Genomic DNA, 11,523 nt, shown 5'->3' on the forward strand with positions numbered 1-11,523 from the left:
CAGAATTCAGACGGTTAAATGAGAGAGACGCTACAAATGCTGAGCATCAAGAACCTGCACGCATCCGTTGAGGGCAAAGAAATCCTCAAGGGCATCAACCTGGAAATCAAGGCCGGGGAAGTTCACGCCATCATGGGCCCCAATGGCTCGGGTAAGAGCACCCTGTCGCAGGTGCTTGCAGGCAACGAAGCATTTGAAGTCACCGAGGGTGAGATCACCCTGAATGGCGAGAACCTGCTGGAACTTGAGACCGAAGAGCGTGCCCGTGAAGGCATCTTTTTGGCATTCCAGTACCCGGTGGAAATTCCCGGCGTTAGCAACCTTCAGTTCCTGCGCACCTCCGTGAACGCCATGCGCCAGCACAAGGGCCAGGATGAGATGAACGCGGCCGAGTTCATGAAGCTCGCCAAAGAGATCTCCAAACAGGTAGATCTGGATCCGGCGTTCCTCAAGCGGGGTGTCAACGAAGGCTTCTCCGGTGGTGAGAAAAAGCGTAACGAGATCATGCAGGCGCTGCTGCTGCAGCCGAAGCTGGCGATTCTTGATGAGACCGATTCCGGGCTTGATATTGACGCCCTGAAGGTTGTTTCTGACGGCGTCAACGCTCTGCGCGCTGAAGACCGCGCCATCCTGATGGTGACCCACTACCAGCGTCTGCTGAACCACATCGTGCCTGATTACGTGCACGTGCTGGCCGGCGGCAAGATCATCAAATCCGGCGGCCGCGAGCTGGCCCTGGAGCTGGAAGAACGCGGCTACGGCTGGCTGGGCCTCAAGGATGAAGAAACTGCCGACAGTTCAGCCACCAGTTCTGCCAACTAAACCGGAGGTCGCGGAATGAAACCAGCACCCACGCTTTCCACCGCGTTCCTGTATCCGGCCGGTCAGTCACTGCCTGAGCCCCTGCTCGCCCTGCGCAAGCAACGGGGAACCGCACTGGTCGACATGCCCTTGCCGACCCGGAAAACCGAGAACTGGAAGTACTCCAGCAAGTACCTGAAGCTAACCGACGACATGGCCATTTCCCTGCCGGCGGAAGGCAAGACCGGCAGCAGCCTGGCGGTGCCTGGCTACAAGGTTGCGTTTCTCAATGGCGTGATGATGCCGGAAGCCTGCGAGTACCCTGATCTCGACGGCATCAGCATTCAGAGCTTCAGTGACCTGAGCGACGAGGAAGCCAGTGACCTGGCGGACCGTCTGGACAGCACCCTGGACAACAAGGCGGTCCAGATGGCCCGGCTGAACTCCGCGCGGTTTGAAGACGGCCTTCTGATTCGTCTCAAACCGGACGCTGTGCTCGACCAGCCGCTGTTCATTGTTCACGAAGTAACGGCTGAGGCCAGCGGTTCCGCCTTCCCGCGTATTTTCGTGGATGCCGGTCGACACAGCCAGATTACCCTCGTCGAGGAATATATCTCCAGCGGCTCGGCCCAGGTGATGGTCAATACCGTTACCGAGTTCAATGTGGCCGAAGGCGCCAACATCACCAGCATCCGCCTGAATATGGAAGGCGAGAACGTCCAGCACATTGGTTCTACTGGTGTTCTGCAGCAGCGGAGCTCACGGTTTGAAAGCCATACCGTTGGCTTTGGTGGCCCCCTGCGCCGGCACGATCTGCAGGTCCGGCTGGAAGGCGAAGGCGCCGAGTGCAAGCTCAACGGAGTGGTTGTTACCCAGGGCAAGCAGCACTACGACAACCACACCACCATTGAGCACGTGGCTGCCCACTGCAACAGCGAGGAGACCTATCGCAACATTGCAGCAGACCAGTCACATGCGGTTTTCAATGGCCGGATTCATATCCATCAGGACGCCCAGAAGTCCAATGCGGATATGAACAACAAGAACCTGCTGCTGTCCAACGGGGCAGAAATCGATACCAAGCCGGAACTTGAAATCTACGCCGATGATGTGAAGTGTGCCCACGGCGCAACCATCGGCCAGCTTGATGAGATTTCGCTGTTCTATCTGGTTTCACGGGGTATCGGCCGACGCGAGGCCAACGTCCTGCTTACCATGGCCTTTATTAACGAGCTGGTAGAGCAGATTCCGGTCGAAGCAGTGAGGGAGACGGTCCAGGGCCGGCTCAACCACTTCTTCGAACAGACATTCCAGGAGGCGTAACCGGTTATGACCGATCTGTCCGTGGCAAGCACCGCCAAGCGTAGCACTTTTGATGTGGACGCGATTCGCCGGGATTTCCCGATCCTGTCACAGCAGGTGAACGGTAAACCTCTGGTGTATCTGGATAATGGTGCCTCGGCCCAGAAGCCAGAGGCCGTGCTTAAAGCTATGGATCGGTATTACCGTGAGATGCACTCCAACGTTCATCGCGGCGCCCACACGCTCGGTGACCGGGCTACCGCCGCCTTCGAGGGCGCCCGTGAGACGGTCCGCAGCTTCCTGAATGCCGAAAGCACCCGGGAGATCATCTGGACCCGTGGTACCACCGAGGCCATCAATCTGGTTGGCAATGGCCTGGCCCCGCGCCTGAAGGCGGGCGACGAGATTCTGGTCAGCTACATGGAGCACCACGCCAACATCGTGCCCTGGCAGATGATTGCCGAACGCACAGGTGCGAAAGTGGTTCCTGTTCAGGTCACACCGGATGGCGAGCTGGACATGGAATCCTTTACCAGCCTGCTCAATGAAAAAACCCGGGTACTCGCCTTCACCCACGTTTCCAATGTGCTTGGCACGGTGAACCCGGTCGCGGCCCTGATTGAACAGGCCAAAGCCCATGGCATCATTACCCTGGTGGATGGCGCCCAGGCGGTACCACATTACCAGCCCGATGTTCAGGCACTGGGCTGCGATTTCTACGTGTTTTCCTCTCACAAACTGTTCGGCCCTACGGGCATTGGCGTGCTGTATGGCAAGGCCCAGTTGCTGGAAGAAATGCCTCCCTATCAGGGCGGCGGAGAGATGATCGAACGGGTGTCCTTCGAGCGGACTACGTGGAATACCCTGCCCTACAAATTTGAAGCCGGCACCCCGGCTATTGCCGAGGCAGTTGGGCTGGGAGCGGCCATCGATTACCTGAACGGCCTGGACCGCTCTGCCATGGAAGCGGCCGAGGCCGCCCTGCTTGAGCGGGCCAACCAGTTGGTGGAAACGGTCCCCGGCATGGAAATCATCGGCACCGCAAAACAGAAAGTGCCGGTCATGTCCTTTAAAATTGCCGGCCTGCACCCCAGTGATATAGGCACGCTGCTGGATCAGCAGGGTATTGCGATCCGCACTGGCCACCATTGCGCCATGCCGTTGATGGATTTCTATGGAGTTCCCGGTACAGCCCGGGCCTCATTCGCGTTCTACAATACACTGGACGAGGTGGATACATTGTTTACCGCCCTGCAAAAAGTCCAGCGTCTGTTTGCCTGATGGAGGTGGAATCATGACAGCCGAAGTCTTCACCCCGACCGTTGCCGTCACCATGACGCCAAGCGCGGTCAAGCACGTGCGCAAACAGCTGGAGAAAAAGCCGGAAGCCAAGGGCATCCGGCTGGCCATTAAAAAGAGTGGCTGCTCCGGCTTCAAATACGAAACCCAATGGGTGGAAGAGGTCGCAACGGACGACAAGGTTTTCCACATTGATGGTGTCGACGTCTTCGTTAAAGAGGAGCACCTGCCTCTGGTGAACGGCATTGAGATCGACTTTATCACCGAGGGTGTGAACTCCATGTTCCACTTCCGCAATCCAAACGCCACGGCAGAATGCGGATGCGGCGAGAGCTTTACCGTCGCGTAATCCCTCTCGGAACATGTAGGTCGGATTAGCAAAGCGTAATCCGACACCAAAGATTGAAAAAAGCGAGGCCCAAACAGGCATGCAAGAACGGGAAGTGGTCCTGACCAAACGCGAGGTGGAAGCCCGCCTTGTTCCTTCCGGAACCGAAATCATGATTCCGTCGGACACCTTTGTGACTATCACACAGTCACTGGGCGGCACCTTCACGGTCGCCGTGAACGGCAATCTGGCCCGGATTGAAGGCCATAATGCCGACGCGCTCGGCAAGAAACCCCTGGAAAGCAGCTTCGACACCCCTGAAGACGGCACGGTGAACGAAAACCAGGTCTGGGAAGCCATGCGGAACTGCTACGATCCGGAAATTCCGGTGAACGTGGTCGATCTGGGCCTGATCTATGATTGCAAGATTGAAAATGGCACCGAAGACGGCAACCATGTCTACGTCCTGATGACCCTGACCGCCGCCGGCTGTGGCATGGGCCCGGTGATTACCGAGGATGTGAAGACCAAGCTGGAGCATGTTCCCAACGTGGACAAGGTGACGGTTGAACTGACCTTCGATCCGCCCTGGAGCAACGACATGCTCACCGACGAAGCCAAACTCGAACTGGGAATGCTGTAAATGACTGCCAGTGAACAGACCTTTCTGAACAACCCCCTGGGTAAAGACACCACCCTAGAAGACGTTCTGGATGGCTTCGAGCTGCTGGACGACTGGGAAGAGCGCTACGCCTTTATCATTGATCTGGGCAAGCAGCTTCCTGCCTTCCCGGAGGAATCGAGGGTTGAGGAAAACTATGTTCACGGCTGCCAGAGCCAGGTCTGGCTGATTCACCACTATGACGAAGACAGTGGCCGGCTGTACCTGCTGATTGATTCGGACGCCATGATCGTTCGTGGACTGGCCGCCATCATCCTGGTCGCCCTCAACGGCAAAACCCCGAGGGACCTGCTGGCCACAGACATCGATGAGTTGTTTGAGCAGCTGGACCTGTTTCGCCATATTTCCCCAACCCGCGGCAACGGGCTTCGGGCCATGGTCGGCAAAATCCGGGATATTGCAGCTGCAGAAGTGGCCGGCGCCAGCAACTGATGCCCGCCAGCCTCACCAGATAATCGCAATATCATCCCGCTGGATATTAACGATGCCGCTAAGCTGCGGTATGGTGCCGCGACTGAAGTGCGGCTGTACCTTATCGAGCGTTACTGCAACTCCGCTGTCCTGCAGTTCCGGCGAATCCTCAGGCGCTTCGAGATACCGCTTGCTCCGGTAAAGTTTCAGCTCGTCGCCCGGCCGAAGCCCCGCTGTGGCACCGGATTCCAGCGTCACCCCGTGGCCGTCCACCCGCGCAATCCTGGTAATGAAGGGCTGGCACGCCAGCGCCTCGGTCACAGCCACCGCCATATCCCCGATAACGCCATCGACTGACTGACCATAGGCGGTCTTCTGGAAACCCGCCGAACCGAAACCTGCCGAGCTGCCGGGCCCGGCATCCCAGTCTGCCGCCGTGGCGAACCGCTGCCGGTAGACAGGAGCACCACTGAATCCATCAAAGATAATGAGATCCGCCGCAAACCGACGCCGTTGATCCACTACTCCAATACCCCGTTGCATCCGGTCCAGTACGGAAGTGCCCCACGCAGAGGGGTCTGCAACGCCAAGATCCCGAATAACCCCGGTTACCACGAATTGCACACCCATTTCCCGGGCCAGTTCGAGTACATTGCTCAACCGATTATCGCCCTGCTGCACCGTGGGGGCGTTCAAAAGGTCGGTAAACATCCGGGAAGTGGTCGCTCCGAATACCTGCAACCCGCCCTCGGCAACCAAACGCTGCTGAAGCTGTTGCGGCAAGATTTCGCCGGCATCATCGATACGTCCTACCCTGGCCTGATCCGGATAGAGCATCGGGAACCCGGTCACGGCTACACGCTTTTTCAATCGTCCTGCTTCTCCGGTACCACACTGGCTCCGGCTCTGACTGATGTCGCCGCGGACAATGACTCTCAAGAGGTTGCCACTCTGGTATTCATCGATAATCCGCACGTTCCGCGCCCTGGCGCTTGACGCCAGATCCATCCTGGACTCGGTGATAACGCCGTTTTCCATAGTGTCGTGCGTGCTTACCCGGGCCTCGTACTGCAGGGAAAGATCGCGGATCGCGGCCTTGCGGGCTTCAGCCCGGGCGGCTTCCAGATCTCCGTTGTGGATATTGGCATGGCCCACACCCTCCAGAACAACGGCATGGGCGCCGGAAACCAGAACAAGGGCCAGAGCCCCGAGCACCACCAGTGACAGCAAGCGTTTCATAGCTCTCAATACTCTCGATCAATCAAGGTAATACAGGGAATCCACGCCCTTGCTCTGAACGTCCCCTATGCTGTCATTTTCCTGCGGCATTGGGATCGGGCAGAGATCCTGCACCTGGTCATCAGCGACCTCGGCCACACAGGCCCGGAAACGTGGCTCAAGCTTCAGTTCCATCACCGTCTCGAACACGCCGTCGCTGTGCTCGTTTACTGCCACCAACTTGGCGCCGCGAATGTAACTATCGACGTAGGTTCTGAACATGTCATTGCGCAAAACAAAGTCATTAACCGTGGAACTGCCATAGACCACGGTGCCGTAAACCCGTTCAACCAGGTTCCGGTAGGCATCCAGCTGGGAGGCACGCCGAGCCATGAGGCGCTTGCGGGTATTTGAACGATCGGCCGCAACATCCTCGTAGGTACCAAGGCCACTCACCCGAACTGTGATTGGCTCCAGCTCGGTATCCGGACGGGACTGACTGCCGTTATCACCCTGGTAACTGCCAACCGGCGCACAGGCAGCCACCGTTATTGCCAGCAGAGGCATGAGTATCCAGCGAAGGTTCATTGCGTGTCTCCAGAAAACATCATTTCCGTCTTTCCATGAAAGAATTACGCCAGTTTTTCTAAGCCACTGATATTCCGATCAACAATGCCCAGCCGGATCTTTCTGATATCGGTATGCGGCAAAAAACTGCCTCTGTTTACACATCAAAAACAAACCGTTACCCCATGCGTCATGTACCGGCAAACGTTCTGCATTAACCTTTCAGCTACGTAATACCTATTTTGCCTTTTTAAACAACAGGATTCTTCATGACCGGACATCGTCTGACCAAACTTTCTGTCGCCATTGGCCTTTCCATTGCCACTTCCTCTGCCTTGGCCAGCCCACAGTCTTTTATGTCTGCCCGCTCTTTCGGCATGGGCGGCACCGGGGTTGCTGTTGCAGCGCCATCTGACGCCCCTGCGGAAAACCCGGCCATGATGGCTGCGGATCATCATAGCTGGAACGACGATTTCGGGCTTACGCTGCCTTCCGTGAATGTACGGGCAGCGGACGAAGAGGAAACCATTGATCAGGTCGACGACATCCAGGACGCTATTGACCGCTTCGACCAGATTGATCGGACCAGCAACCCGGAAGATGCTCAGGCAATTGCCGGGGACCTACTTGAGAGACTTGATGCTTTCGACGGAGACACCTTGAGGGCAAACCTTGGCCTCGGAGTCGGTTTCGCTGTGCCGAGCAAGAAACTCTCGGTAGGATTTTTCACGACCGGAAATCTGACGGCGACTGTCCGCGGCGAGCTTGATGAAAATGACCGCCAAACCTTGCAAGACATCGTGGACCTGGATCCGAACAATCCTGCCGACCTTGCAGAACTGCAGGCCGCGAACCTGGATGAGGACCTTGACTCCCGCGGTCGAATTCTCGCATCGGGCATTGTTGAGGCGGGTATTAGCCTGGCGCATTCACTAAAATTGAACAACGGCAACGAACTTCAACTGGGCGTTTCTCCCAAATACGTTGAGCTGCGAACGTTTCAATACACCGAAACTGTTTCTGGCTTTGAGGATGACGAATTCGACGGCGACCAGTACCAGACCGACAAGAGCGGCTTTAACCTGGATATCGGTGCAGCTTACGCATTTGGCGATGAGAAACAGTGGAATGCGGGCATCGTAGTCAAAAACCTCATTCCCATGGAGCTGGACTCTGCCGCCAGCCGCCCGGAGCTCGGAGAAGAAGTCCGGACGCTGGAACTCAACCCCATGGCAACGGCCGGTATTGCCCACAAGAGCGAGTATCATGTGGTCACCGCGGAAATTGACCTGACCAAGAAAGAAGCCTTCGGCTTTGAGGACGACACTCAGTGGGCAGCCCTCGGCGCCGAATTCGATGCCTTCCGTTACGCTCAGCTGCGATTCGGTGTTCGCCATAACCTGGCCAGCAACGAAGACAACGACGGCATTGAAGAGAAAACCCAGTTCACCGCCGGTCTTGGCCTGAACATCGTCGGCGTCCGCCTGGATCTCGGCGCGCTATACAGCGATGCCGATGTCGGTGCGGCTCTGGAGCTTGGCACCGCGTTCTGACGAAGAGCTGAAAGTGGGGTCAGATGAAGATTTCATCTGACCCCAACCCCCGATCAAAGCCCGCCCGGGCGATTCCGGGCGGGCTTTTTTATGGCGAACTGCGTCAGAGGTTTGCCTGCCCTGCCCGGGAAACGGATAATCCATCGACACACTCTCCGAAAGGAATCAGACATTTCATGCAGGCCTATCTGGTTGGCGGTGCTGTTCGTGACGAATTACTCGGCCTTGAGGTCAAGGACCGGGACTGGGTGGTGGTCGGTGCAACCCCCGGGGAAATGCTTGCCAACGGATTCAAGCAGGTGGGCGCGGACTTCCCCGTTTTTCTGCACCCCCGAACCCGGGAAGAATATGCCCTGGCTCGTACCGAGAGGAAACAGGGGCGTGGCTACCACGGCTTCACTGTTTACAGCGCGCCCGACGTCACCCTTGAGCAGGATCTGAAGCGCCGGGACCTGACCATCAATGCGATGGCAAAAGCTGAAGACGGCGATCTGGTAGACCCCTTTGAAGGCCGCAGAGACATAGAAGATCGCAAGCTCCGCCATGTCTCGGAAGCTTTTGCGGAGGACCCCCTGAGAATTCTGCGCACCGCCCGGTTTGCAGCCCGCTTTCAGCCGCTGGGATTTACCGTGTGCGACCAGACCATGGCCCTGATGAAGCGCATGGTGGATAGCGGAGAAGTGAACGAACTGGTGCCCGAACGGGTCTGGCAGGAATTCCAGCGGGCGCTGCATGAACAGGCGCCCCAGGCCTTTTTCGAAGTTCTCCGTGACTGCGGCGCCCTTGAGGTTCTTATTCCGGAATTGGCACCATCAAAGGTATTCCAACTCGCGATGGCGGCACTTGGCTGCGTCCACGACCAATTCGACGCCGAGACGGAAGAACGTTTTGCGGCACTCCTGTCCCCCCTGGATGACTCTGTTGCGCTGGCTCGGACCAAAGCGTTGAAAGCCCCCAATGACTGCCAGAACCTGGTGCGACTGGTTACTGCCTTTACGCCGCAGATCCGGAACATCGATCCGCAGTACCCTGAAGCCGAAGTCCTGCTGGACCTGCTGGATCAGGCGGATTTCTGGCGCCGCCCGGACCGTTTTTCGCAACTGCTGAACGTGCTCGAATGCGCCCTGCCCAGCGATTCCGGCCCACTAAACCTGCTTCGAACCGCGTCGGAAGCGGCTACCGGCGTTGACCCGAAAGCCCTCCTGGCGCAAGGCTACAAAGGCAAGGAACTGGGCAGCGCGATCCGCACTGAACGCCTGAAACGCATCGGCGACGCCGTCGCCCCGACCAACCACTGAGGAGCCACCATGCCGTCCACAACGCCCGTTGCCCTGGTCACCGGCGCAGCCCACCGTCTTGGCGCACAGACTGCCCGGATACTGCACGAAAGAGGCTGGAATCTGGTGATTCACTACCGGAACCGGGAAGAGCAGGCGAACTCACTGATTGCGCAGATGAACCGACAACGGCCAGACTCCGCCCGCGCCCTCCAGGCGGATCTGAGCCAGACAGCTGACGTCTACCGGCTGGCCAGTGACGCCGTCGCACACTGGGGCCGACTGGACACACTGGTGAACAATGCGTCGGTGTTCTACCCCACCCCGACAGCGGACGCCACCGAAGACGACTGGAACACCATCCTGAACACCAACCTCAGGGCCCCATTCTTTCTGCTTCAGGCGTGTCTGGCCGAACTGCGGCGAAACCAGGGCAGCGTGGTTAATATGATCGATATTTACAGCGAAAGGCCCATCGATGACCACCCGCTTTACTGCGCCAGCAAGGCCGGTCTGGCCGCCCTGACACGCTCCTGGGCAAAAGATCTGGCGCCGGACGTGCGGGTGAACGGCGTATCGCCGGGTGCAATCCTCTGGCCAGAGGGCGAAGCCGAGATGGATCAATCCGCGCAGCAGGCAATTCTCCAAAAGACCCCACTGGCCCGCACCGGCAAACCCGATGATATCGCCGAAACCATTGCGTTCCTGATCTGCGATGCGCCGTTCATCACCGGTCAGATCATCTCTGTTGATGGCGGCCGAAGCCTGAATATGTAGCACACTCTGCTCACTCAAAGCCTGCTCTTTGGCCGGGCGCCGCTTTCCGGATACAATGCCGGCAGTTTTCAATCCTGCACGCGTCGGCCCCAGTCCCGCGCGCGCCACTGATCCGGAGAATTCCCATGCGTGATGTCGTTATTGTTGCCGCCCGCCGTACAGCCATTGGAACCTTTGGCGGAGGCCTCTCCAGCCTGAGCGCAGACCAGCTGGGAACTGCCGTCATCAAGGCACTAATGGAAGAAACCGGTGTCGCCGGCGACCAGATCAACGAGGTGGTGCTGGGTCAGGTTCTTACCGCCGGTTGTGGTCAAAACCCGGCTCGCCAGTCTGCCATCAACGCCGGCATTCCGGCGTCGGTGCCCGCCATGACCATCAACAAGGTCTGCGGCTCAGGGCTGAAAGCGGTGCACATGGCGGTACAGGCCATCCGCTGCGGTGATGCCGAGATGATGATTGCCGGCGGCCAGGAGAGCATGAGCCAGGCGCCCCACGTGCTGCCCAACAGCCGCAACGGCCAGCGGATGGGTAACTGGTCCATGGTGGACACCATGATCAAGGACGGCCTGTGGGATGCCTTCAACGATTACCACATGGGCATTACTGCCGAGAACATCGTCGAGAAATACGGCATCAGCCGTGAAGAGCAGGACGAATTTGCCGCCGCATCCCAACAGAAGGCCGCCGCCGCTCGCGAGGCCGGTTACTTCGATAGCCAGATTGTCCCGGTCTCCATTCCCCAGCGTAAGGGCGACCCGATTGTTGTCGACCGCGATGAAGGCCCCCGCGACGGCGTCACTGCCGAGGGGCTGGGCAAGCTACGGGCGGCCTTCAAGAAGGACGGCACCGTCACCGCCGGCAACGCCTCATCCCTGAACGATGGCGCCGCTGCCGTGATGGTCTGCAGTGCCGAGAAGGCCAAAGAGCTGGGACTGACCCCGATCGCGACCATCAAGGCTCATGCCAACGCCGGCGTGGACCCGACCATCATGGGAACCGGCCCGATTCCTGCCAGCCAGCGCTGCCTGAAATTGGCCGGCTGGAGCACGGATGATCTGGACCTGGTGGAAGCCAACGAAGCCTTCGCCGCCCAGGCCATTTCCGTGAATCGCGACATGGGCTGGGACACCGGCAAGGTAAACGTGAACGGCGGCGCCATTGCCCTGGGCCACCCCATTGGCGCATCCGGCTGCCGCATTCTGGTCTCCCTGCTGCATGAAATGGTTCGCCGTGATGTTCACAAGGGCCTGGCCACACTGTGCATCGGTGGCGGCATGGGCGTTGCCCTGGCTGTCGAGCGCTGAGCTT

General features: G+C 58.5%; 12 protein-coding genes. 10 read left to right on the plus strand and 2 right to left on the minus strand.

What is annotated here, in order from left to right:
- Window positions 1-36 precede the first annotated feature (36 nt).
- From sufC to A8B84_RS16775, 6 genes are all read left to right on the plus strand, one after another.
- Entirely contained in the window at window positions 37-822 is a 786-nt protein-coding gene (gene sufC, locus A8B84_RS16750) for a Fe-S cluster assembly ATPase SufC (RefSeq protein WP_064227556.1), read from the plus strand.
- Between the two features lie 15 nt (window positions 823-837).
- Window positions 838-2,124, plus strand: coding sequence for a Fe-S cluster assembly protein SufD (gene sufD, locus A8B84_RS16755; RefSeq protein WP_064227555.1), 1,287 nt, complete (start codon window positions 838-840; stop codon window positions 2,122-2,124).
- A 6-nt stretch (window positions 2,125-2,130) separates the two neighbouring features.
- Window positions 2,131-3,384: a cysteine desulfurase gene (locus tag A8B84_RS16760; RefSeq protein WP_064227554.1), complete on the plus strand. Its 1,254-nt coding sequence runs from the start codon at window positions 2,131-2,133 to the stop codon at window positions 3,382-3,384.
- A 13-nt stretch (window positions 3,385-3,397) separates the two neighbouring features.
- On the plus strand, window positions 3,398-3,751 hold the full coding sequence (locus tag A8B84_RS16765; protein ID WP_064227553.1) for a HesB/IscA family protein: 354 nt from the start codon (window positions 3,398-3,400) through the stop codon (window positions 3,749-3,751).
- 79 nt (window positions 3,752-3,830) lie between these two features.
- Window positions 3,831-4,373 (plus strand): putative Fe-S cluster assembly protein SufT, encoded by a 543-nt coding sequence (sufT, locus tag A8B84_RS16770; RefSeq protein WP_064227552.1) that lies wholly within the window; start codon window positions 3,831-3,833, stop codon window positions 4,371-4,373.
- Complete coding sequence (locus tag A8B84_RS16775; protein WP_064227551.1) at window positions 4,374-4,844, plus strand: SufE family protein; 471 nt, start codon at window positions 4,374-4,376, stop codon at window positions 4,842-4,844. It begins immediately after the preceding gene.
- A 12-nt stretch (window positions 4,845-4,856) separates the two neighbouring features.
- Here the strand turns inward: A8B84_RS16775 and A8B84_RS16780 are convergent, their stop codons facing one another.
- Both A8B84_RS16780 and A8B84_RS16785 read right to left on the minus strand, forming a co-directional pair.
- Entirely contained in the window at window positions 4,857-6,062 is a 1,206-nt protein-coding gene (locus tag A8B84_RS16780) for a flagellar assembly protein T N-terminal domain-containing protein (RefSeq protein ID WP_064227550.1), read from the minus strand.
- A gap of 18 nt (window positions 6,063-6,080) precedes the next feature.
- Window positions 6,081-6,629 carry an LPP20 family lipoprotein gene (locus A8B84_RS16785; RefSeq protein ID WP_064227549.1) on the minus strand — a complete coding sequence of 183 codons (549 nt, stop codon included), beginning with the start codon at window positions 6,627-6,629 and terminating at the stop codon, window positions 6,081-6,083.
- A 248-nt stretch (window positions 6,630-6,877) separates the two neighbouring features.
- Between A8B84_RS16785 and traF the strand changes: the two genes are divergently transcribed.
- The 4 genes from traF to A8B84_RS16805 all read left to right on the plus strand — a co-directional run bounded on the left by traF (window position 6,878) and on the right by A8B84_RS16805 (window position 11,519).
- Complete coding sequence (traF, locus tag A8B84_RS16790; RefSeq protein WP_064227548.1) at window positions 6,878-8,161, plus strand: conjugal transfer protein TraF; 1,284 nt, start codon at window positions 6,878-6,880, stop codon at window positions 8,159-8,161.
- 176 nt (window positions 8,162-8,337) lie between these two features.
- Window positions 8,338-9,459, plus strand: coding sequence for a multifunctional CCA tRNA nucleotidyl transferase/2'3'-cyclic phosphodiesterase/2'nucleotidase/phosphatase (locus tag A8B84_RS16795; RefSeq protein ID WP_064227547.1), 1,122 nt, complete (start codon window positions 8,338-8,340; stop codon window positions 9,457-9,459).
- Between the two features lie 9 nt (window positions 9,460-9,468).
- On the plus strand, window positions 9,469-10,215 hold the full coding sequence (locus A8B84_RS16800; RefSeq protein ID WP_064227546.1) for a pteridine reductase: 747 nt from the start codon (window positions 9,469-9,471) through the stop codon (window positions 10,213-10,215).
- A 125-nt stretch (window positions 10,216-10,340) separates the two neighbouring features.
- Window positions 10,341-11,519 carry an acetyl-CoA C-acetyltransferase gene (locus A8B84_RS16805; protein ID WP_064227545.1) on the plus strand — a complete coding sequence of 393 codons (1,179 nt, stop codon included), beginning with the start codon at window positions 10,341-10,343 and terminating at the stop codon, window positions 11,517-11,519.
- The last annotated feature ends 4 nt before the right edge of the window (window positions 11,520-11,523 follow it).

Source organism: Marinobacter sp. EhC06, assembly GCF_001650915.1.
GTDB lineage: Bacteria > Pseudomonadota > Gammaproteobacteria > Pseudomonadales > Oleiphilaceae > Marinobacter.

Coding starts and splice junctions, on each gene's coding strand:
- A8B84_RS16760 (WP_064227554.1), top strand. CDS start 2,131: ATGACCGATCTGTCCGTGGCAAGCACCGCCAAGCGTAGCACTTTTGAT.
- A8B84_RS16780 (WP_064227550.1), bottom strand. CDS start 6,062: ATGAAACGCTTGCTGTCACTGGTGGTGCTCGGGGCTCTGGCCCTTGTT.
- traF (WP_064227548.1), top strand. CDS start 6,878: ATGACCGGACATCGTCTGACCAAACTTTCTGTCGCCATTGGCCTTTCC.
- A8B84_RS16795 (WP_064227547.1), top strand. CDS start 8,338: ATGCAGGCCTATCTGGTTGGCGGTGCTGTTCGTGACGAATTACTCGGC.
- sufT (WP_064227552.1), top strand. CDS start 3,831: ATGCAAGAACGGGAAGTGGTCCTGACCAAACGCGAGGTGGAAGCCCGC.
- A8B84_RS16785 (WP_064227549.1), bottom strand. CDS start 6,629: ATGAACCTTCGCTGGATACTCATGCCTCTGCTGGCAATAACGGTGGCT.
- sufC (WP_064227556.1), top strand. CDS start 37: ATGCTGAGCATCAAGAACCTGCACGCATCCGTTGAGGGCAAAGAAATC.
- A8B84_RS16775 (WP_064227551.1), top strand. CDS start 4,374: ATGACTGCCAGTGAACAGACCTTTCTGAACAACCCCCTGGGTAAAGAC.
- sufD (WP_064227555.1), top strand. CDS start 838: ATGAAACCAGCACCCACGCTTTCCACCGCGTTCCTGTATCCGGCCGGT.
- A8B84_RS16800 (WP_064227546.1), top strand. CDS start 9,469: ATGCCGTCCACAACGCCCGTTGCCCTGGTCACCGGCGCAGCCCACCGT.
- A8B84_RS16765 (WP_064227553.1), top strand. CDS start 3,398: ATGACAGCCGAAGTCTTCACCCCGACCGTTGCCGTCACCATGACGCCA.
- A8B84_RS16805 (WP_064227545.1), top strand. CDS start 10,341: ATGCGTGATGTCGTTATTGTTGCCGCCCGCCGTACAGCCATTGGAACC.